We start from the raw sequence: 20,746 nt of genomic DNA, 5'->3' as shown, positions 1-20,746 counted from the left end.
GAGCGTCCTCACGGGAATCCGACCGTCCTGCCGGGAGAACCGATGTCCTTCACGCGAAAGGAGCACTCTGTGAGCCGTGACCTGATCGCCGCGGCGCTCGGCTGCGCCGCCCGCGGCTGGCACGTCTTCCCCATCACCCCCCGCGGCAAGTACCCGCTGCGCGGCTTCACCGCCTGGGAACAGCACGCCACCACCGACCCCTATGTGATCGCCCGGTTCTGGGAGCGGCGGCCCTGCAACATCGGCGTAGCCTGCGGCCCCTCCCACCTGGTGGTGATCGACCTCGATCAGCCCAAACCCGGCGAGCACCCGCCCGCCGACCACGCCGACCGTGGCCTGACCACCGGAGAGGACGTGTTCCGCCATCTGTGCGAACGGCACGGCCAGCCCTACCCCGCCGGCACCTTCACCGTGACCACCCGCCGCGGCGGAACGCACCTGTGCTTCACCGCCCCGCCCGGCATCACTCTGGGCAACACCAGCGGAGACAAGGGCAACGGCCTCAGCCGGCTGATCGACACCCGCGGGTGCGGCGGATACGTCGTCGGCCCCGGCAGCTTCGTCGCCCTGCCGGACGGCCCGGGCACCTACACCATCACCAACCCGATCCCGCCCGCGCCGCTGCCCGCTTGGCTCGCCGAACGACTCGCCACGCCACCGACCGCGGCCCCTTCGAGCACGCGCCCGCGCTTGGCCTACCCGTCCGCGTGGTCAACGCCACCACCGGAGAGCTGATCCGCGAGCTGATCATCGATCCCACCCGCGACTACCAACCCCAGTACACAAAGAAACCCCCGAACCCGTAGGTTCGGGGGTTTCCGATGTCTTGCGACATCACATGGTGCCCCCTGCAGGATTCGAACCTGCGCACCCGGCTCCGGAGGCCGGTGCTCTATCCCCTGAGCTAAGGGGGCTCAACCGCTGATAAGGCTACCAGCACTTGAAGGCCGCTCGTGACATCAATAAGGCCGCCGGGAGGCACGGGAATGTGGATCAGTGAAAACCGCGCGCCCGCCCCGTCTCATTGGCTAGCTTTGCCGCCGTGGGCGAGCTTCTGGGACGCGTGCTGGTGGTGGATGACGACGAGGTCATCCGGCAGCTCATAGCGGTCAACCTGACCCTGGAGGGGTTCGAGGTCGAGACCGCGTACGACGGGCAGGACTGCTTGGACCGCGTCCATGACGTGGATCCCGATGTGATCACGCTCGACGTGATGATGCCGCGTCTCGACGGCTGGGAGACGGCCACGCGGCTGCGGGAGGACCCGAGCACCCGGCACATCAAGGTCATGCTCATCACCGCCCGGGCCCAGGAGGACGACCGCAGGCGGGGAGACGACATCGGCGTCGACGCCTATCTCACCAAGCCGTTCGACCCGGCCGAGCTGATCCAGATCGTACGGGACCTCGCCAAGGGCCCCGAGGCGCTCTGAGCCGCATTGGTCCACGGACGCGGACGCCGATTGGCCCGGGTGTGCGGGCCGTTCCGCTTCTAGCCTCGGCAAGCGTGATCGATGCCTCGACGTTGCTGGTGTACGCGGCCGCCTCGGCGGCGGTGGTGGCCGTGCCGGGCCCCAACCATCTCTATATCGCCGCCCGCGGTGTGGCCCAGGGCCGTCGCGCCGGGGTCGCCTCGGCCCTCGGTGTGGAGACGGGCACACTGCTCCACATCGCCGCGGCGGCGGCCGGCCTCTCCTATCTGCTCGCGAGGTCCGCGGAACTGTTCGCGGCGGTGAAATGGGCCGGCGTCGCCTATCTCGTCTATCTCGGCGTCCGCGCCCTGACTCGCCGGGGCTCCGACGGCGACGCGCCGAGGCCGCAGCCGCTGCGCCGGGTCTTCCTCGAAGGCGTCGTGGTCAACGTGCTGAACCCCAAGACCGTGCTGTTCTTCCTGGCGTTCCTGCCGCAGTTCGTGGACCCCTCCGGCGACGTACCCGCGCAGGTCCTCCTTCTCGGACTGGTCGTCGCCGTGATCGGGCTGACCTCGGACCTCGCGTACGCGCTCACCGCGGGGTCGCTCGGCCGCCGCCTGCGCGCGAGCACGCTCAGGTACGCCTCGGGGCTGGTCTACCTGGCACTGGCCCTCGTCGCCGCGCTGAGCGGGGCCGGTCGTGCGGCGCGGGGCTGATCAAACCGGGCAGGCGGATACGGCCTCGGCCGCCTCGTCGATGAAGCGGGCCAGCCGGGCGGGATCGGCGAGCACGGTCAGATGGCCGCGGCCCGGCACGTGCGTGAGGCTGCCGTCGGCGCAGGCCCGCAGGAACGCCCGCTCGTCGGCCCGGAAGGGATCGCGGGTGCCGTTCAGCAGCCAGACCCGGCCGGGGTAGGCCGCGAGGGAGGCGAGAGGGTCCTCCGCCGTGACCGCCGCGACGACGGACGCCACGACCTCGCTGCTCAGCCCGCCCTCGATCATGGCTTCTCCGGCGGCCCCGGGCAGCATCCGGCGCAGCGCGAAGCGGCTCACCCGGTCGGCCAGCGCGGGGTTGCGGGCGGCCAGGCGCCCGGCGAGCCGGTAGGCGTGCGCCCTGGGCCGGTCCGGCCGCACCGTGCAGCCCATCGCGACCAGGCCGGCGACGAGGCCGGGATGCCGCGCGGCGGCGGCGATGCCCACGTAGCCGCCGAGGGACAGCCCCACGACGAGGGCCCGTCCGCCCAGGTCCGCGATCGACTCCGCGACGACGTCGCAGGCCGCCTCCGTGTCGTACGGCAGGCCGCGGCGGCGGCCGTGGCCGGGCAGGTCGGGCGCGGCGGACGGGGCTCGCAGCAGCGCCCGGACCGGGGACCACATCGTGCCGCTCAGCCGGGTGCCGTGGACGAGGACCACCGGCATGCTCATGGTGCACCTCTCATGAAAAGCAACGCAACGTTGCGTTGTATACGCCATTAAAGCACAACGGTGCGTTGCAGTAGGCTCCCGCCATGGCCCCACGCAAGAAGGACGACATCCTGAACGCCGCGCTGCGCCTGCTGGCGGAGAAGGGCTACGAGGGCCTGACCATCGAGGGCGTGGCCGAACGGTCCGGGGTCAACAAGACGACGATCTACCGGTGGTGGCCGTCGAAGGCCGCCCTGCTCGGCACCGCGCTGGTCGAAGCGCGGGCGCTCGACTTCGACGTGCCCGACACCGGGAGCCTTCGGGGCGACCTGCACGCGCTGCTGGACGGCCTGGCCCGGCTGCTCACCACTCCCCCGGCGGCGGACATCGCCGTCGCGGCGCTCGGGGCCGCCGCCAACAGCCCCGAGCTCGCGGAGGCGGCCAGGGGCTTGTTCGCCGACCGCTTCGCCCGCGAGCGGCCGATCTTCGAACGAGCCCGGGAGCGCGGCGAGATCGGCGATTCCGCCGACCCAATGATGATTATGGATTTGCTCGCCGGCGCGGTCTGGCTGCGGGTGGTATTCCGGCAACTGCCTCTGGACGATGGCTTTACCGAGCGGGCGGTGAACGCCGTACTCGATGGGGTAGGGCGGCCAGGGGATCCGGAGGCGGGCCGACCGGCGCGGGCCGGCGGCTGACCATCCGGATCGACCGGACGGCCCGGCCGGCAGGAAACGGCCAGAGGCGCCGCTGGCGGGCCATCCGCGACGGGCTCGCGGCGCCGCGCGCTCCATGCGCGGCCGCGTACGCCCGGCGCGTCGTTCCCGCGGACGTTCCATGACCCGCCACGGTCACGTTCGCTCACGTCGTTCGCGCACATCCCAGCCGCGCCGGCCACGTCAGGCCGCATCGTGTCATGTCGCACCTGTCATGTCGCACGTGTCGTGTCGTGCCCCCGCGCGGAGTGGAGGGAGCACACCGATGACCATGTCCAGCAAGCCGCCGAAACGTCACGGCAAGCGGCCCCGGCTTCTTCTCGGAGTCGCCGCGGCGCTCACCCTCGCCACCGGCGCCGGCCTCGCCGCCGCGGGCGCGCCGGGCCAGGACCAGCCCCGGTACGCCCAAGGGGGGCAGCTCCGGCCCGGTCCTGAGCAGTTCGGCATGAGCGAGCTCGCCCTGCTCCAGCTCGGACCGGCCTCCCGGCCGCAGGCACAGCCCAGCCCGTCCGGCAACTACCAGACCTTCACCAGCCAGACGGGCGCGGTCGACTCGGTGCGGAGCGGCGCCCTCACCGTGGGCGGCCGCACCTACACCGTCGACGAGTCGACCAGGATCGTCGCGGACTACAAGGGCCTGCAGGGGATCCAGCAGGGCGACCAGGTGTGGGTCGTGGGCACGACCGGCGGCAGCCCGAGGGCGATCATCATCGCGGACGCCAGCCGGCCGGCCCTGCCGGGGCACGGCGGAGGCGGCGCGCCCCCGGCGCAGACCCCGCAGACCCCGTCCGCGCCCGCCACACCCGGCGAATCGCCGTCGCCGGAGACCGTCTCACCCACCGGGTGACGTACGTCCGGCCGTGGGCGGGGCCCAGGGAAAGGTCCCCGCCCACGGCGTGACGGTCAAGACGTGGCGAACGTGAACCAGTTGAGGTTGACGAAGTCGGCCGGCTGACCGCTGCTGAAGGTGATGTAGACGGTGTGGGTGCCGGTCGTCGGCGCGATGTTGGCCGGGACGGTCGTCCAGCTCTGCCAGCCGCCGGTGTTGCCGACGGCGAAGTCGCCGATCGGGGTCGCCGTCGGGCTGTCGAGCCTGACCTGCACGAGGCCGCTCACGCCGGCCGCCGCGCCGGAGGCCACCCTGGCCTTGAACTGCCGCGCCGCCGTCGAACCGAAGTTGACGCCGTCGTAGCGCAGCCAGTCGCCGTTGGAGATGTAGCCGACGTTCTGACCGCCGCCGCTGTCCTGGGTCGTCTCCACCTGCGTGCCGCTCTGCGCCTGGTAGTTCTCCGCCTGGATGGTGGAGCGGGCGTCCACGCCGCCCGGCGGGGGTGAGCTCGGCGGCGGGCTGCTGGTCGCGCCGCTCTGCCAGACGGCCACGTAGTCGACCACCATCGGCCGGCCGGACACGGTGGCGGCGGTGGGGGTGGAGAACCCGGCCACACCGTTGGGGAAGCCGCCGCCGATCGCAACGTTGAGCAGGATGAAGTATCCGGCGTGGGACGTCATGTTCGACCACGTCGTGGCGTCGAATCGGCTCTGGCTGATGCTGTGGAACTGCTGGCCGTCCACGTACCACCGGAGCTGGTTGGGGGTGACGCTGCGGTCCCACTCGAACCGGTAGGTGTGGAAGGCCGACTGGCACGTCGAGCCGGGGCACGCCCGGCTGCCGCTCAGGCCGTTGGTCTCGTCGCACGGCCCGCCGGGGTTCACCCCGCAGTGCAGGGTGCCCCAGACCGTGTTGAGCCCGTTCACGTTCTCCATGAAGTCGAACTCACCGATCGAGGGCCAGTTCTGGTAGTTGCCCCGGTAGGGGGCGCCGAGCGCCCAGAAGGCCGGCCAGTAGCCGAGGGCGGCGTCGCCCGTCACGTTCGGCATCTGGATGCGGCCCTCGATGCGCAGGATGCGGCCGTCGGCCGGCTTGAAGTCGGCGCGGCGGGTCTCGATCCGCGCGGAGGTCCAGTTCTGGCCGCTGCCGATCGGGGTGATCCGCAGGTTGCCGCTGCCGTCGAGGCTCAGGTTGGAGGCGTTGGACGTGTAGTTCTGGATCTCGCCGGTGCCCCAGTTGCCCGGGCCTCCAGGATAGGAGTGACCGGTGTCGATGATCCAGTCGGTGGACGACGGGAGCGACCCGGCCGCGCCGTTGAAGTCGTCCGACCAGACGAGCGACCAGCCGGACGGCGTCGAGGGCACCGACGCGTCGGCGGGCCGTACGGTGAGGGCCATGACCGCGGCGGCCACGGCGAGCAGCGCCGGCAACGAGCGGCGCCATGGGGAGTGGAGCACACGCATGAGTACCTCTCTCCTCGGCCCGGTCGTCGCGGCGGGGGGATTGGAGGGTGCGGGTGGCCTCACGGAGCGAAGACGGGGGACGTCTGCGAGGCCGGACGGCGGTGTCCGGAGAGGGTCGTGAGGGCCCGCGCACCGCGATCGAGGACCGCTTGAGCGACACTGTCCCCTCTGGATCTCACTCGCGTCAAGAGGATCTGTGAAATCCCAGAGAGCGTTCTCACCAAAGCCACCCCGGTGAGAGCATTGATGAGAGAGCGCTCTCCAATCGACTGTCGCAGGCCCGGGTCTCGACGTCCCGTCGGTGGAGTCAGGCGGAGTCCGGTCGCACCCGGCCTTCCGCCGCCCGGGTCAGGCGGAGCATGGCCGCGCCCAGCGTTCCGAGCAGCGCCGTCGCCGCCAGGACCAGGGCGGTCTCCCGGAAGCCCGTGAGCGGCGAGCCGGTCGCCGCACCGCGGGTGGTGAAGAACGTGACGAGCAGCGCGATCCCGAACGACCCCGCGAGCCGCTGCGCCACGCTGAACAGCGTGTTGGCGTCCGGGACGCGTTCCGGCGCTAGGCCGCCCAGCAGCGAGACCACCAGCGGCTGGCTCGTGAACCCGATGGCCAGGCCGCGTCCGCACAGGACGAGCGTGGTGAGCCACACGGGCGTGTCCGGCGTGAACAGCGCCATCAGGCCGGTCATCGCCGTCAGGAGCACCATCCCGAGCACCACCGCGAACCGCGCCGACCGGCGTTCGGCCACCCTGTCGCCCAGCGGGGCGGACAGTCCCATGGTGAGGCCCTGCGGCAGGAGCGCGAGCCCGGTGACGACGCTGGAGTGGTGCTGGATCGTCTGGAGGTAGAGCGGCGCCAGGAACAGCACGGCGAACAACACGACGAGGTCCGGCCGTACGGCCCGGTCGCCCCGGACGCCCAGGCCGGCCCGATGCGCCGCGAACGCGCCGGGCAGGGCGAGCAGCCCGATCGGCAGGTTGATCAGGAAGATGGAGCGCCAGCCGTACGCGCCGATCAGCAGGCCGCCCAGGGAGACGCCGAGCGCGGGCGCCGCGAAGAACGCGAGGCCCGCGGCGAGCGGCACCCCGCGGCCCGATCCCGTCACGGCGCCGCCCTCCCCGATGAGCAGGCCGATCGCCAGCGGGACGAGCGGCGCGCCGCCCAGGCCCTGCAGGGCTCTGCAGCAGATCAGCGCGCCGGCGTCGGGGCTCAGCGCGCACGCGGCGGAGGCGAGCGCGAACAGGGCCAGGCTGCCGATGTACGTCGGGACGAGCCCGAACCTCCTGGCCAGGAAGGACGTGAGGGCCAGGCCGACCGCCAGCGCGAGCAGGTAGCCCTCACGGCCCACTGCACGACGTCCAGGGGCCGGCCGAGTTCGCGTGTCAGGTCGGGCACCGCGAGGTTGACCACCGACGAGTCGACCATCGACAGGATCGGGCCCGCGACGAGCCCGAGGGACATGAGACGGGTGGGCCTGGCGGCCTCGGCGCCCGTCATGTGGACTCTCCTGACGCGGGCCGCGGGAGCGCCGCCTCCAGTTCGTCCAGCCAGGCGAGAGAGATCAGGAGCCCCGGCCCCAGCGGTGGACGCCGTAGCCCATCAGCAGCAGGCTCACCGCGCCTGCCACGGCCCGCCAGGTGTTCCACGTGGTCCACCGGGCCGAGTAGTCCGACCAGATCCGGGCGGCGGCCTCGGCCGGGCCGCCGTGGGCCGCCACCGCGGCCAGGGCGTCGTTCATCGGCACGTTCACCGCGGCCGTGATCAGGACCACGCCGACGGCGTACACCGCGGCCGCCGCGAAGAACGGCCAGGCCGCGCCCGAGCCGGGGGTGGCCAGCAGCAGGGCGCCCGCCCCGGCGGCGGCGACCGGGGCGAGGACGAACGCCGCCAGGAACACCGGGTTCTGGATCTTGACGTTGACGGCGTTCATCGCGTCGATCGCCGAGGACGCCGACGCCGCGTTCAGGCCCGGCATGACCCCGACAGAGAACCCGAAGAACGTGCCCGCCATCCCGGCGGTCATGAGCATGGACAGGGCTGCCGCGACGGCGGCCAGGAGGTACGTCATGACGCCCTCGCCGCGGCGCGGGCGCCGATGGTGACCAGGATCTGCGCTGTCGTCGTCATGGCGATCAGTCAACCGGCGGACGGCTTCGGGCGACATCGCCGAGACGCTCGACCGCATATCCGGCCGTCTACGATCTGGGCATGGACGCGCTGGCCGATCTCCTGGACGGACCCCGGGCGCGAGGGGCCTTCCTGCTGCGGGCGACCCTGAGCCCGCCCTGGTCGGTGCGGATCCAGGACGAGGCGCCGCTGTGCCTGGTCGCGATGGTGCGTGACGAGGCGTGGGTCACCCCGGACGAGGACCGGGCCGTACGGGTGGGGCCCGGCGACGTGACGGTCGTGCGCGGTCCCGCTCACTACACGGTCGCCGACGACCCGGCGACCGCGCCGCAGGTCGTGATCCATCCCGGGCAGGTCTGCACCACGCCGGACGGCCGTGCTCTGTCGGCCGAGATGGACCTGGGCACGCGCAACTGGGGCAACGACCCGGACGGCTCGGCCGTGATGCTCATCGGCACCTACCAGATGCGCGGGGCGGTCACCCAGCGGCTGCTGGCGGCGCTGCCCACGCTGCTGGTGCTGCGCGGCGACTCCTGGGACGGCTCGCTCGTCACGCTGCTCGGCCGGGAGATCGTCAAGGACGAACCGGGCCAGGAGGTGGTGCTCGACCGCCTGCTGGACCTGCTGCTGATCGCCGTGCTGCGGACGTGGTTCTCCCGTCCGGACGCGCACGCCCCGGGCTGGTATCGGGCGCACGGCGACCCGGTGGTCGGGCCGGCGCTGCGGATGCTGCACGCCGATCCGGCCCACCCGTGGACGGTCGCCGAGCTGGCGGGCCGGGCCGGGGTCTCCCGCGCCGCCCTGGCACAGCGCTTCGCGAAACTGGTCGGCGAGCCGCCGATGGCCTACCTGACCGGGCTGCGGCTGGCGCAGGCGGCCGACCTGCTGCGCGAGACGGACGCGACGCTGGAGGCCGTGGCCCGGCGGGTCGGCTACGGCACCGCGTTCGCGCTGAGCTCGGCCTTCAAGCGGGAACGCGGCATGAGTCCGCAGCGGTACCGGGAGGGCCTGAGCCGCCCCGCCGGCTGAGGTCCGCCCGAGCGCACGTGTCCCCGGGCCGCCGGACGGTGTACCTGTCGCCGGTGAGGCGCACCCGCGTACGGAAGATCGAGAGAACGCTCTCTCTCGACCACGAGCCGACACCTCCGCCCGCCGGACGGGCGACGCCCCTCACCCTGCGCTTATGACCGTGGGAGCGCTCTCACCAGCGGTTACGTCGCGTCGAGATAACGAGAATCGTTACCGATCCGGCCCTTGACGGCCTCACGACCGCCTCCCACTCTTGTGCGAGAGCGCTCTCTTCATGATCAATTTCAGCTGCGGAACCCAAGGAGGGTTCATGGGCACTCCCCACGTGGGCCGCCGGATCGTCCGGTTCGCCGCCCCCATGCTCGCCGCCTGCCTGCTCACGCTCACGGCGTGCGGCGGGGGCGGGTCCGGCACCGAGGCCGGCGGCGGCCGGTCCACCGAGAAGATCAAGCTCAGCGTCGGGCTCTTCGGCGACTTCGGCTTCAAGCCGCTCTACGAGGAGTTCAAGAAGACGCACCCGAACATCGAGATCGAGGAGCGTCAGGCGGCGTACGCCGACCACCACACCAACCTCGCCGCGCACCTCGCCACGGGGGCGGGCGCCGCGGACGTCGAGGCGATCGAGGTGGGCTACATCAGCCAGTTCACCTCGCAGCCCGGCAAGTTCCACGACCTGAAGCAGTACGGCCTCGACAAGCGCCAGGGTGAGTACCTCGACTGGAAGTGGCAGCAGGGCCTCGCCCCCGACGGCGCCCTCATCGGCCTCGGCACCGACGTCGGCGGCCTGGCCATGTGCTACCGCACCGACCTGTTCGAGAAGGCCGGCCTGCCAAGCGGGCGCGACGAGGTGTCGGCCCTGTGGCCCACCTGGGAGCGGTACATCGAGACCGGCAGGAAGTTCGCCGCCAAGGCGCCCAAGGACGCGAAGTTCTTCGACAGCCCCGGCGAGATCTTCCGGGCCATCATCGCCCAGGCCCCGGTCGGCGTGTACGACGCGCAGGACAGCATCGTCGTCGCCACCAACCCCGACGTGAAGAAGGCGTGGGACCTGTCGGTCCAGATGATCGACGCCGGCCTGTCGGCCAAGATCGGCGCGTTCACACCGGAATGGAACACCGGCTTCGCCAAGGGTTCGTTCGCGACCGTGATCTGCCCCGCGTGGATGACCGCCTACATCCAGGACCAGGCCAAGAACGCGGCCGGCAAGTGGGACATCGCCACCGTCCCCGGCGGCGCGGGCAACTCCGGCGGCTCCCACCTCACGGTGCCCAAGCAGAGCAAGCACCCCAAGGAGGCCGCCGAGCTGATCGACTTCCTGACCTCGGCGCAGAACCAGGCCGCGGTGTTCAAGGCGATCGGCAACTTCCCGTCGATCCCGTCGCTGTACGACCAGCCGGACATCCAGAACTTCACGAAGGACTTCTTCAACGACGCCCCCGTCGGCAAGATCTACTCCGACGCCGCGAAGAACCTCAAGCCGCAGCACCTCGGCCCCCGCGAGGGCGACGTGCGCACAGCCGTCGGCAACGGCATCGGCCGGGTCGAGCAGGGCAAGCAGTCGCCCGACGAGGCGTGGGCCCAGGTCCTCAAGGACGTGGAAGGCATCAAGTAGTCCGTCGCAGGCAGGGCCACCCGGACGATCCGGGCGATCCGTTCGGGGGCCCCGCCCAGAGGAGGATCTCCCATGGCATCACCCCCGGGCGGGTCCCTGCGGACCACGGCGCCCTCCCCCGGCGGCCCTCCGGCCGCCTTCCGCCCGCCGGCACGCGCGCAGACGGCGTCGGGCCGGCGCTCCCGCCTGCACCGGCTGGACCTGCAGGCCTCGCCGTACGCGTACGTCGCGCCGTTCTTCCTGCTCTTCGCGGCCTTCGGCGTCTTCCCGCTCGTCTACACGGCCTGGGTGTCGCTGCACGACTGGAACCTGCTGAGCAGCGACAACCCGTTCATCGGCCTGGACAACTACAAGGCGCTGTTCGCCGACGGCTACTTCTGGAACGCCGCGTTCAACACCCTGTCGATCGGCGTCCTTTCCGCGGTGCCGCAACTGCTGCTCGCACTCGTGCTCGCCCACCTGCTGAACCGGCCGTTGCGGGCGCAGACGCTGTTTCGCATCACGCTCCTGCTGCCCAACGTGACCAGCGTCGTGGCCGTGGTGGTCATCTTCAGCCAGCTCTTCGGGCGCGACTTCGGGCTGATCAACATGGTGCTCGACTGGCTCGGGTTCGGCCGGGTCAACTGGCAGGCGGGCGTGGCCACCTCGCACGTCGCCATCGCCGTGATGATCATGTGGCGGTGGACCGGCTACAACGCGCTCATCTACCTCGCCGCCATGCAGGCCGTGCCCAAGGAGGTCTACGAGGCGGCGACCCTCGACGGCGCGTCCAGCCTCAGGCAACTGTGGGGCATCACGCTGCCGATGATCCGCCCGACCGTCGTCTTCACGGTCATCGTCACCACGATCGGGTCGATGCAGATCATCGCCGAGCCGCTGCTGTTCGGCGCGCAGGTCAGCAACGGCGCGGCGGCCACGGGCGGCACCGACCGGCAGTTCCAGACCCTGGCCCTCTATCTGTACGAGAAGGGCTTCCGCAGCTTCGAGTTCGGCTACGCCTCGGCGGCGGCGTGGATGATGTTCCTGCTCGTGGTCGTGGTCGTGGCGTTCAACTACCTCGTCGTACGGCGCATGCGGGGAGGTCTCGATGTCTAGAGTGCGCAAGCACCCGCTCACCTACCTCACCCTCGTGGCGGTGGCGTTCTTCTCGGCGTTCCCGGTCTATTGGAGTGTGATCGTCGCCTCGCACGACAACGCGGCGCTGGCCGAGGTGCCGCCGCCGCTACTGCCCGGCGGCAACTTCCTCGCCAACGTGCAGCGGGTCTTCGACACCGCGCCGTTCGCGCTGGCGCTGCTCAACTCGTTCGTCGTCGCCGGGGCGATCACCGTGTCGGTGATGTTCTTCTCCACCCTGGCCGGCTTCGCGTTCGCCAAGCTGCGCTTCCGCGGCCGCAACGTGCTCCTGCTGATGACCGTCGTGACGATGATGGTCCCCACGCAGCTCGGCATCATCCCGCTCTACATGCTGATGATCAAGCTGGAGTGGACCGGCACGATGTACGCCGTGATCGTCCCGGCGCTGGTCAACGCGTTCGGCGTGTTCTTCATGACGCAGTACCTGAGCCGCGCGCTGCCCACCGAGCTGCTGGAGGCGGGCCGGATCGACGGGTGCAGCACGGCCCGGCTGTTCTGGCACGTCGTGATCCCGGCCGCCCGGCCGGCGGCGGCGGTGCTCGGCATGCTCACGTTCATGACGGCGTGGAACGACTACTTCTGGCCATTGGTGGTCCTCACCCCGGACAATCCCACTGTGCAGGTCGCGCTGTCGCAGCTCGCCAGCGGCTATGTGCGAGACTTCACGCTCGGCCTCACGGGCACGGCGGTGGCGACCCTTCCGCTGGTGCTCATCTTCGTCCTGCTCGGCAAACAGATCATCGGAGGAATCATGCAGGGGGCGGTCAAGGGATGACGACGACGACCATGGGATCTCGGGGGACCGGATCGTCGAAGATGGTCTTCCCTGACGGCTTCGTCTGGGGCGCCGCCACGGCGGCCTACCAGATCGAGGGCGCCGCCGCCGAGGACGGCCGGGGTCCCTCGATCTGGGACACCTTCTCCAAGGCGCCGGGCAACGTGGCCGACGGCCACACCGGCGACGTCGCCTGCGACCACTACCACCGCTATGCCGAGGACGTGCGGCTCATGGCCGGCCTCGGCCTGGCGGCCTACCGGTTCTCCGTGGCCTGGCCGCGGATCCTGCCCGCCGGGGCGGGGCAGGTCAACGCCGCGGGCCTCGACTTCTACGACCGCCTGGTCGACGAGCTGCTCGCCCACGGCATCACGCCCTACCCGACGCTGTACCACTGGGACCTGCCGCAGGCGCTCGAGGACGCCGGCGGCTGGGCCGTGCGGGACACCGCCGCGCGCTTCGCCGATTTCGCCGGCGTCGTGCACGAGCGGCTCGGCGACCGGGTCCGCACGTGGACGACGCTGAACGAGCCGTGGGTGGCCGCCTTCCTCGGCTACTGCTCCGGCGTCCACGCCCCGGGCAGGCGCGACCCCGCCGCCGCCTTCCGCGCCGCCCACCACCTGCTGCTCGGCCACGGGCTGGCGGCGCGGGCCCTGCGCGCGGCCGGGGCCGCCGAGGTCGCGCTCACCCTCAACCTCTCGCCGGTCGTCCAAAGCGACGGCGACCGCGAGGCGAGGCTCGTGGACGCGCTGATGAACCGGCAGTTCCTCGACCCGGCGCTGCGGGGCCGCTATCCCGAGGAGGTGCTGGAGATCGCCGCCCGCCATGGCGGCCTCGGCCACATCAGGGACGGCGACCTGGCGGACATCCACCAGCCGATCGACCTGCTCGGCATCAACTACTACAACCCGTCCTTCGTGTCGGCCGCGCCCGGCGAACCGGCCAACCCCGCCTTCCCCGGCACGGAGGGCGTCAGGTTCGAGCCGCCGACCGGCCCCACGACCGCGATGGACTGGCCCATCGAGCCGTCCGGCCTGGAGACCCTGCTCGTACGGCTGTCGCGCGACTACCCCGAGGTCGGGCTGCTCGTCACGGAGAACGGAGCCGCCTTCGACGACCACCTCGTCGATCACGAGGTGCACGACGGCGACCGGATCGGCTACCTCGACGGCCACCTGCGGGCGGCGCACGCCGCGATCTCCGCCGGTGCGGACCTGAGGGGTTATCTCGTATGGTCGCTCCTGGACAATTTCGAGTGGGCCTACGGCTACCACAAGAGGTTCGGCATCGTGTACGTCGACTTCGAGACCCAGCGCCGCGTTCCCAAGGACAGCGCGCTGTGGTATCGAGACGTCATCAAACGCAATGGGCTTCTACGGGGGGAATGAATGAAACGACCCACTCTGGAGGCGGTGGCGGCGCGGGCAGGGGTGTCCCGCGCCACCGTCTCCCGGGTCGTCAACGGGCAGATGACGGTGACACCGCAGATCCGGGATGCCGTGATGCGCGCCGTGGACGAGCTGGGATACGTCCCCAACTCGGCGGCGCGCAGCCTCGTCACCCAGCGGACCGACTCGATCGCGCTGGTCGTGTCGGAGCCGCCGACCAGGGTCTTCTCCGAGGACCCGATGTTCTCCACGGTCATCCGCTCGGCCAGCCTGGAACTCGAGGCCGCCGACAAGCAGGTCGTGCTCATGCTCGGCGGCTCGGCCCAGAGCCACGCGAGGATCGAGCGCTACATCGCCAGCGGGCACGTCGACGGCGTCATGCTGATCTCGATGCACGGCGCCGACCCGCTGCCCTCCGCCATCGCGCGGATGGGCGTCCCCGTCGTCTCGTACGGCAGGCCGGCCGTGCCGGTGCCCCTGCCGTACGTGGACAACGACAACGTGGGCGGCGCGGAGAAGGCGGTGCGCCACCTGCTGGACAGCGGGCGGCGGCGCATCGCCACGATCGCCGGGCCGCAGGACATGATCGGCGGCCAGGACCGGCTCAAGGGCTACCGCGACGCGCTGCGCGCGTCCGACCGGCGGTCGATCGTCGCCGTCGGGGACTTCACCCGTGAGTCCGGCGCGGTCGCCATGCGCCACCTGCTGCAGGACGACCCGGACCTGGACGCCGTCTTCGTCGCCAACGACCTCATGGCCATCGGGGCGCTGCAGACCCTGCGGCAGGCGGGCCGCCGCGTGCCGGACGACGTGGCCGTCGTCGGGTTCGACGACATCGAGGCGGCCCGCTACACCGAGCCCCCGCTTACCACGATCCGGCACCCGGTCATCGAACAGGCCGCCGCGATGGTCCGGCTGCTGCTGGGCCTGTTCAAGGACGGCCCGGCCGACCCGGTGATCCTCCCCACCGAGCTGGTCGTCCGGGACTCCGCCTGAATGGTCGGGACGATCAGGACGCGGCGGTCAGCGACTCGACCGGCAGGCCTGCCTCGACCCAGTCCTGGATGCCCTCCCGGTACTTGCGTACGTCGGTGTAGCCGAGCGCGGTCAGCCGGTTGGCCACAGCCTGGCTGTTGGCGCAGGCCGGATTCGAGCAGTAGGTGACGATCGAGGCGTTCTTGTCGGGCAGCAGTTCGGCGGCCCGATCGGCGACCTCGTCCTCCGTCAGCGGGATCGCTCCCGGAAGATGCTGCTGCGCGTAGTAGTCGCCGCCCAGCGCGTCGACGACGGTGACGGTGCCGGCCTCGATGGCGGTCTTGAGCTCGTCCCTGCCGATGAGTGCGGTCATTGCGTCCTCCAAGTAACTGGACTACAGTCCGTTTGTGTGAGCAGTTCGGAATTTAGCGGACCACAGTCCGGATCGTCAAGGGATCTCGTCTCCCTGCTGGCAGACCCGCCCCGTGAACGCGCGGACGCCGCCCGCAACCGGCGGCGCGTGCTGGAGGCGGCGGCGAAGCTGTTCCGGGAGCACGGGGTCGAAGCCGTCTCGATGGACGCGCTGGCGGCGGAGGCCGGGGTGGGCAAGGGCACGCTCTTCCGCCGCTTCGGGGACAAGTCGGGGCTGGTGGCGGCCCTGCTCGACGACAAGGAACGGCAACTGCAGGAGCGGATCCTGTCGGGGCCGCCGCCGCTGGGGCCCGGCGCCTTACCCGCCGATCGGGTGCGGGCGTTCGTCGCGGCCTACGCCGGCTACATGTTCGAACACCTCGATCTGCTGCGCGTCTCGGAGACCGCGAGCCCCGGAGCCCGGTATCGGATCGGCTCCTATCGTTTCTGGCACCGCCACCTGGCGATCCTGCTGGCCGAGGCGCGCCCCGGCGCCGACGCCGACTACCTCGCCCACGCGCTGCTCGCCTCGCTGTCCGCCGAGCACGTCACCGCCGTGCTGCGCGAGTGCGACACCGCACGGGTCGCCGCGGGTCTGGCCGTCCTCGTGGACTCCCTGGTCGCAAGCCGGCCGTGACCTCGGGCGTGGCCACAGCCCATGACCACAGGCCGTGACCACAGGCCGTGGCGGCGGCACACGACGGGCACTCCGGCCATGGTCAGGTCCGGAAGCAGGCGCCCGCGCTCAGGTGCCCGTGGTCAGATGCCCGTGCTCAGGCGAGCGCCTCGGTGATGCGGCCGAGCGCCTCGAAGGGCGCCAGGCCGTACGCGTAGAAGTCGGCGGCCCCGGCTCCCGCCGTACGGGCCGCGCGCACCTTGGCGGCCAGCCGGTCGGCGGAGTCGGTGTCCGGGACGCCCGGACGCAGCACGACCCTCAGCTCCGGGTTCTTGCCCACGGAGCGCCGGTAGGCCGCCACGTCGTCGGCCACCCGGGCGGGGTCCCTGGCATACCCGAGGACCGCGAACGACGGGACCAGGTCGCCGAGCGCCACCAGGTCGATCCCGAGCTGCCAGGAGTCGTGCGCGGCCAGACCGGCCGAGGGCAGCCCGTGGGTGTAGCCCTTGGCCGCGCCCGTCGCGTCCATGAACGTCAGCCGCGCGCCTTCGGCCCGCACCGCCGCCGCCACCTCGCCCACCAGCGACGTGACGCTCTCGGAGCGGGCGCGCGCGTACGCCACCGCTTCGGGGCCGGCGTAGGCCGTCAGCGCCGCCCGCGTGACCTCGCCCTCCGCGGGGGGATCGCCGTCGAGCACGCCCCCGACGATCCTGGCGCACTCCTGCCTGGCCACCTCGGCGTTCACCCCGAGGTCGGCGGCCCTGCGCATGCAGTGGGCGCAGAAGCACAGGCCGAACAGGAAGGCGTCCATCGGGCCGAGCGCCACCAGGCACCGCTCGTACGCGAAGGCCCCGAAGTGCAGCGACTCGGCGACGACCGTGTCCACCCCCTGCCGGGCGACGGCCCGGGCCAGCGCCACCGCGTACGCCCGCACGTCGGGATGCGAGGGGCACAGGTCGGCCGGGGAGCCGTGGTCGCCGAAGCAGTTCTCCACCGTCACGTCGGGGTGGGCCAGGCCGAGGGTGGCGTTGTGCAGGAACACGGTCCAGCCGTGCAGCCGCATCCCCCGGTCGGCGCACGCCCGGCGGAGCTCGTCGATCGGCCGGTCCTGCGCCCCCGGCTGCACGGGCGGGGTCAGGCGCAGCCCGTCGAACAGGTCGTCCGGCGGCGGGAAGTGGACGCCGTCGCGGCGCAGCGTCAGCCGCGACGCGCCGTGCGGGGTCACGTCCCTGCCCTGGTGGTAGGCCGCGGCCACCGCGACGCCTCGCACGCCGTACGCCGAGGCCCGGTCGAGCAGCCCCCGCACGCCCTCGGCGCGCAGGTCCTCGACGAAGACGTACAGGGCGCTGTCCATCGTCAGCGGCCCGCGTACGCCACGAAGTCGATCTCGACGAGGATGTCCATGAGATCGGAGCCCACGGTGGTACGCACCGGGTAGGGCCGGGTGAAGTAGGACTGGTAGACCTCGTTGAACGCGGCGAAGTCCTCCTTCAGGTTCTGCAGGTGGACCGTCGCCTTCACCACGTCGTCGAACGTCAGGCCGTGGGCCTCCAGCACCGCACCGAGGTTGCGCATGGTCCGGTGCGTCTGGGCGGCCACGTCGTCGCCCACGACCTCGCCGGTCCCGGGGTCGAGCGGCCCCATGCCGGAGGTGTAGAGGAAGTCGCCCACCACGAGCCCCTGCGAGTACGCGCCGATCGGCGGGGCCCCGGCGGTCGTACGGATCTCCTGCTTGCCAGCCATTGTCACCGCTCCATCAGAAACACGTAGTGATCACGTCAATAACGATGTCGTCGTCGTCCACCACGGGGATGACGCGCCATTTGTCGAAGGCCGTACACGGATGGGACAGCCCGAACGACACCAGGTCTCCCGGACGCAGCCCGGCATCGCCGTCGAGATAGGCGTGCTGGTCCTGCACCTTGACGACCGTCACCCCGGCCAGCGGCTCGGCCGGGCCCCGGCCGCCGCGCCGTACGGCCCTGGGGAACGGCAGGTGGATGTCGTGGGGAACGTCCCGCTTGCCCATGCCGACCAGCACGAGGCCGGGCTCCGGCACGGACAGCACCTGGGCCCAGACCTCCAGCGCCGGCCGCAGCTCGCCCTCCAGCCGGTTGTACGGCGTGTGCTCCCGGTAGTAGCCGTCGTCGTGGGCGATGTAGGCGCCGCTGCGCAGCACCACGGTGGCGCCCGGGTCGACGGTCAGCGGCGCGAGCTCCTCGGCCACCAGGTCGAACCACGAGCTGCCGCCCGCGGAGACCACCATGGGGCCGGCCACCTGCGGCGCGAGCGTCCGGGCCGCGCGGGCCAGGTCGCGCAGGAACCCGCGCACCTCGGCGGCCTCGTGGTGGGTCCCCTCGTATCCGGCGACCCCGGCCAGCTCGGTCCCCCGGGCCTCCCGCGCCGCGCGGGCCACCTCGAGCAGCTCGTCCTGGCCGCGGCAGCCGGTCCGGCCGCCCGGGTGGCCCAGCTCGACCAGCACGCGGAACGGCACGTCGCCGGCCGCCTCGTCGAGCACGCGCACGCCCTCGGCGGAGTCGGCGAAGCAGAGGAAGTCGAAGCGCCCGATCTCGCCGGCCAGCCAGCGCAGCGCGCCGCGGTCGAAGATCTCGTTGGCCAGCAGCACGCGGGGGACGCCGAAGGAGCGGTGGACGAGCACCTGGGCCGGCGTGGCGGCGGTGACCCCCCACGCCCCGGCGTCGAGCTGGGCCCGCACGAGCTGCGGCGACATCGTGGTCTTGGCATGCGGCGCGAAGGCCAGCCCGTGCCGGTCGGCGAAGGCCGCCAGCGTCGCGATGTTGTGGTCGAGGGCCGAGCGGCGTGCCGTCATCACCGGCCAGGTGAACGCGCCGTCGAACAGGGAGTGCCGGGCCTCGGCGAACTCACGTCCGCCGATCGGCTCGCCCGGCCACAGGAAACCGCGCGTACGCGCGTCCACGACGAGTTCCGGAAGCCCCCGCCGCGCGCGCTCTGTGGGCCGGCTCGAGGGGCCGTCCGCGAAACCCACGCCGCCCCCTCGTTGTCCCGGTTCAGACCACCTCGTGGATCGTACTGGACCACCATCCCGGAGGTAGACTCGCGACCCGGCACCGGGGTGATCATGGAGGGGGATCGGGATGAGCGTCGACGTACGGCTCGAACGGGCCGAGACCCTCTACGAGCAGGCGGTCTTCGGCGGCGACGCGTCGGCGCTCGCCGAGGCCGACCGGGAGCTGGACGCGGTGGAGGCCGACCTGGCCACCGTGGGAACGGGACGGGACATCGGCGCGGTCGAGGCCGGTCTCGCGCTGGCCCGCGGCCGGGTCGTCCACGCGCGGTTCCTCGAACATCACGAGGAGGACCCCCGCGAGCTCGAGTTGTTCGAGCGGGCCTGCGATCTGTTCCATCGGCTGGGCGACACACGCGGCGAGGGCGAGGCGCTCTTCTGGATCGGCTGTTTCCACCAGGTCGTACGGCACGACGACGAGGCGGCCGGGCCCGCGTTGCGGCGGTCGTACGAGCTGGCGGCGAGGGCCGGCGACAGGCTGACGATGTCCTACGCGCTCAGGCACCTGGGCATCGCCGAGCACAGGGCCGGACGGCTGGAGGCGGCGCGGGAACGGCTGGAGGAGTCGGTCCGGCTGCGCCGGGAGCTCGGTTTCGATCCGGGTGTCGCCGCCAACCTGGTCGGGCTGGCCTACATCGCCGCCGCCGAGGACCGCCGGGACGACGCCCTGCGGCTGCTCGACGAGGCGGCCGCCCTCGCGGAGGCGAGCGGGGCCCTGGGCATCGCGCGGCACGTCGACCAGGCGCGTACGGCTCTGTGACCGCGGCCGGGCGGCGGCGGGTCGCCTCGCGCGTCCACCGGTTCCGCGGGTCGGTCTGCATTCGATGACACGTTCGAGATAGGGTGTGACCGCCTTCACAGGCTCTCCCGTGGTCCCGCGTAGTGCAGACATCCGCGCAGTCCAGACAGAGGAGCGACCCCATGACCGAGCCCAGGACCCACACCCTCGAGGTGCCCGGCTGCGTTCTCCACTACGACGTACGCGAGGCCGAGGGAACCACCGAGCCGATCCTGCTGCTGATCGGATCGCCGATGGGCGCGGCCGGATTCGCCGCCCTGGCGCGGCATTTCCAGGACCGCACGGTGGTCACCTACGACCCGCGCGGAAGCGACCGGAGCACGCGGACCGACGGCGTCGCCGAGTCGACCCCCGACCTGCACGCCGACGACCTGCACCGGCTGATCGACGCGCTCGGAGGTGGGCCGGTGGACGTCTTCGCCAGCAGCGGAGGGGCGGTCAACGGCCTCGCGCTCGTCGCCCGGCATCCCGGACAGGTGCGCACGCTCGTGGCGCACGAGCCGCCCGCCGCCCAGGTTCTGCCGGACCGGGAGCAGGCGCTAGCCGCCGTGGCCGGCATCAGGCGGACCTACGAACGGGAGGGTTTCGGCCCGGCGATGGTGAAGTTCATCACGATCGTCGGCCACCAGGGCGAGATTCCGGCGGACTTCGCCGACCAGCCCATGCCGAGCCCGGCCGAGTTCGGCCTGCCGGCGGAGGACGACGGTGCGCGCGGCGACGTGATGTTCGAGCAGAACCTCATGACCTGCACACACTACGAGCCCGACTTCGACGCGCTCCGCGCGGCCCCCACCCGCATCGTCGTCGGCGTGGGCGTCGAGTCGGAGGGGCAGCTGGCCCGCCGCGCGGGCGAGGCGATCGCCGAGCGGCTCGGCACCAAGCCCGTGATCTTCCCCAGCAACCACGGCGGGTTCCTCGACGACACGTTCGGCACGCCGGGGGACCCGGACAACTTCGCCGTCACGCTGCGCCAGGTCCTGGCCGAGTAGGCCCGGGACCGCCGTCAGGCAGGGCCCGG

22 protein-coding genes and 1 tRNA gene are annotated in these 20,746 nt (G+C 71.8%); 14 read left to right on the top strand and 9 right to left on the bottom strand.

Features of this window, described 5'->3' with window-relative positions; all coding sequences use genetic code 11:
• Positions 1 to 69 precede the first annotated feature (69 nt).
• Positions 70 to 735 (top strand): bifunctional DNA primase/polymerase, encoded by a 666-nt coding sequence (locus tag ABZ860_RS36105; protein WP_357229280.1) that lies wholly within the window; start codon positions 70 to 72, stop codon positions 733 to 735.
• Between the two features lie 104 nt (positions 736 to 839).
• Here ABZ860_RS36105 and ABZ860_RS36100 read toward each other — a convergent pair.
• Positions 840 to 914, bottom strand: a tRNA-Arg gene (locus ABZ860_RS36100).
• A 149-nt stretch (positions 915 to 1,063) separates the two neighbouring features.
• Between ABZ860_RS36100 and ABZ860_RS36095 the strand changes: the two genes are divergently transcribed.
• Together ABZ860_RS36095 and ABZ860_RS36090 are read left to right on the top strand one after the other, a co-directional pair.
• Positions 1,064 to 1,432 (top strand): response regulator, encoded by a 369-nt coding sequence (locus ABZ860_RS36095; protein WP_357229327.1) that lies wholly within the window; start codon positions 1,064 to 1,066, stop codon positions 1,430 to 1,432.
• 74 nt (positions 1,433 to 1,506) lie between these two features.
• Positions 1,507 to 2,127, top strand: coding sequence for a LysE family translocator (locus tag ABZ860_RS36090; RefSeq protein ID WP_357229277.1), 621 nt, complete (start codon positions 1,507 to 1,509; stop codon positions 2,125 to 2,127).
• Here ABZ860_RS36090 and ABZ860_RS36085 read toward each other — a convergent pair whose 3' ends face one another.
• Positions 2,128 to 2,835, bottom strand: coding sequence for an alpha/beta hydrolase (locus tag ABZ860_RS36085; RefSeq protein WP_357229275.1), 708 nt, complete (start codon positions 2,833 to 2,835; stop codon positions 2,128 to 2,130). It abuts the gene before it with no gap.
• An 83-nt stretch (positions 2,836 to 2,918) separates the two neighbouring features.
• Here ABZ860_RS36085 and ABZ860_RS36080 point away from each other — a divergent pair, with 83 nt between their 5' ends.
• Both ABZ860_RS36080 and ABZ860_RS36075 read left to right on the top strand, forming a co-directional pair.
• On the top strand, positions 2,919 to 3,512 hold the full coding sequence (locus ABZ860_RS36080; protein ID WP_357229272.1) for a TetR/AcrR family transcriptional regulator: 594 nt from the start codon (positions 2,919 to 2,921) through the stop codon (positions 3,510 to 3,512).
• A gap of 283 nt (positions 3,513 to 3,795) precedes the next feature.
• On the top strand, positions 3,796 to 4,377 hold the full coding sequence (locus ABZ860_RS36075) for a DUF5666 domain-containing protein (protein ID WP_357229270.1): 582 nt from the start codon (positions 3,796 to 3,798) through the stop codon (positions 4,375 to 4,377).
• Positions 4,378 to 4,433: 56 nt separating this feature from the next.
• Here the strand turns inward: ABZ860_RS36075 and ABZ860_RS36070 are convergent, their stop codons facing one another.
• From ABZ860_RS36070 to ABZ860_RS36060, 3 genes are all read right to left on the bottom strand, one after another.
• Entirely contained in the window at positions 4,434 to 5,822 is a 1,389-nt protein-coding gene (locus ABZ860_RS36070; protein WP_357229268.1) for a glycoside hydrolase family 16 protein, read from the bottom strand.
• A gap of 307 nt (positions 5,823 to 6,129) precedes the next feature.
• Entirely contained in the window at positions 6,130 to 7,164 is a 1,035-nt protein-coding gene (locus ABZ860_RS36065) for an MFS transporter (protein ID WP_357229265.1), read from the bottom strand.
• A 213-nt stretch (positions 7,165 to 7,377) separates the two neighbouring features.
• Positions 7,378 to 7,884 (bottom strand): anthrone oxygenase family protein, encoded by a 507-nt coding sequence (locus ABZ860_RS36060; protein ID WP_357229262.1) that lies wholly within the window; start codon positions 7,882 to 7,884, stop codon positions 7,378 to 7,380.
• Positions 7,885 to 8,024: 140 nt separating this feature from the next.
• Between ABZ860_RS36060 and ABZ860_RS36055 the strand changes: the two genes are divergently transcribed.
• The 6 genes from ABZ860_RS36055 (at position 8,025) to ABZ860_RS36030 (ending at position 14,877) form a co-directional block, all read left to right on the top strand.
• Positions 8,025 to 8,972, top strand: a complete 948-nt coding sequence (locus ABZ860_RS36055) for an AraC family transcriptional regulator (RefSeq protein WP_357229259.1) — start codon at positions 8,025 to 8,027, stop codon at positions 8,970 to 8,972.
• A 310-nt stretch (positions 8,973 to 9,282) separates the two neighbouring features.
• On the top strand, positions 9,283 to 10,584 hold the full coding sequence (locus ABZ860_RS36050) for an extracellular solute-binding protein (protein WP_357229256.1): 1,302 nt from the start codon (positions 9,283 to 9,285) through the stop codon (positions 10,582 to 10,584).
• Positions 10,585 to 10,656: 72 nt separating this feature from the next.
• The gene (locus ABZ860_RS36045) at positions 10,657 to 11,679 is read left to right on the top strand and encodes a sugar ABC transporter permease (protein WP_357229253.1); all 1,023 of its coding nucleotides are present in this window, start codon (positions 10,657 to 10,659) and stop codon (positions 11,677 to 11,679) included.
• Entirely contained in the window at positions 11,672 to 12,493 is an 822-nt protein-coding gene (locus tag ABZ860_RS36040; RefSeq protein ID WP_357229250.1) for a carbohydrate ABC transporter permease, read from the top strand. The genes ABZ860_RS36045 and ABZ860_RS36040 overlap by 8 nt, the downstream gene beginning before the upstream one ends.
• Entirely contained in the window at positions 12,490 to 13,881 is a 1,392-nt protein-coding gene (locus tag ABZ860_RS36035; protein ID WP_357229247.1) for a GH1 family beta-glucosidase, read from the top strand. Before ABZ860_RS36040 ends, ABZ860_RS36035 begins: the two co-directional genes overlap by 4 nt.
• Positions 13,882 to 14,877 (top strand): LacI family DNA-binding transcriptional regulator, encoded by a 996-nt coding sequence (locus ABZ860_RS36030; protein WP_357229244.1) that lies wholly within the window; start codon positions 13,882 to 13,884, stop codon positions 14,875 to 14,877.
• Positions 14,878 to 14,890: 13 nt separating this feature from the next.
• On the opposite strand, the gene ABZ860_RS36025 is transcribed toward ABZ860_RS36030, so the two are convergent.
• Entirely contained in the window at positions 14,891 to 15,229 is a 339-nt protein-coding gene (locus ABZ860_RS36025; protein ID WP_357229241.1) for a rhodanese-like domain-containing protein, read from the bottom strand.
• Positions 15,230 to 15,265: 36 nt separating this feature from the next.
• Here ABZ860_RS36025 and ABZ860_RS36020 point away from each other — a divergent pair, with 36 nt between their 5' ends.
• Positions 15,266 to 15,904 (top strand): helix-turn-helix domain-containing protein, encoded by a 639-nt coding sequence (locus tag ABZ860_RS36020; protein ID WP_357229239.1) that lies wholly within the window; start codon positions 15,266 to 15,268, stop codon positions 15,902 to 15,904.
• Between the two features lie 136 nt (positions 15,905 to 16,040).
• On the opposite strand, the gene ABZ860_RS36015 is transcribed toward ABZ860_RS36020, so the two are convergent.
• From ABZ860_RS36015 to ABZ860_RS36005, 3 genes are read right to left on the bottom strand one after another with little or no spacing between them, the layout of a single operon-like run.
• Positions 16,041 to 17,237, bottom strand: coding sequence for a hypothetical protein (locus tag ABZ860_RS36015; RefSeq protein WP_357229236.1), 1,197 nt, complete (start codon positions 17,235 to 17,237; stop codon positions 16,041 to 16,043).
• A 2-nt stretch (positions 17,238 to 17,239) separates the two neighbouring features.
• Complete coding sequence (locus ABZ860_RS36010; RefSeq protein WP_357229233.1) at positions 17,240 to 17,626, bottom strand: Rid family detoxifying hydrolase; 387 nt, start codon at positions 17,624 to 17,626, stop codon at positions 17,240 to 17,242.
• 13 nt (positions 17,627 to 17,639) lie between these two features.
• The gene (locus ABZ860_RS36005; RefSeq protein WP_357229230.1) at positions 17,640 to 18,890 is read right to left on the bottom strand and encodes an alanine racemase; all 1,251 of its coding nucleotides are present in this window, start codon (positions 18,888 to 18,890) and stop codon (positions 17,640 to 17,642) included.
• A 109-nt stretch (positions 18,891 to 18,999) separates the two neighbouring features.
• Here ABZ860_RS36005 and ABZ860_RS36000 point away from each other — a divergent pair, with 109 nt between their 5' ends.
• Both ABZ860_RS36000 and ABZ860_RS35995 read left to right on the top strand, forming a co-directional pair.
• The gene (locus tag ABZ860_RS36000) at positions 19,000 to 19,689 is read left to right on the top strand and encodes a hypothetical protein (RefSeq protein WP_357229228.1); all 690 of its coding nucleotides are present in this window, start codon (positions 19,000 to 19,002) and stop codon (positions 19,687 to 19,689) included.
• A gap of 161 nt (positions 19,690 to 19,850) precedes the next feature.
• Positions 19,851 to 20,717 carry an alpha/beta hydrolase gene (locus tag ABZ860_RS35995; RefSeq protein ID WP_357229226.1) on the top strand — a complete coding sequence of 289 codons (867 nt, stop codon included), beginning with the start codon at positions 19,851 to 19,853 and terminating at the stop codon, positions 20,715 to 20,717.
• The last annotated feature ends 29 nt before the right edge of the window (positions 20,718 to 20,746 follow it).

The organism is Microbispora sp. NPDC046973, assembly GCF_040644495.1.
Lineage (GTDB): Bacteria > Actinomycetota > Actinomycetes > Streptosporangiales > Streptosporangiaceae > Microbispora.
This window is presented reverse-complemented; position numbering and strand designations above follow the sequence as displayed.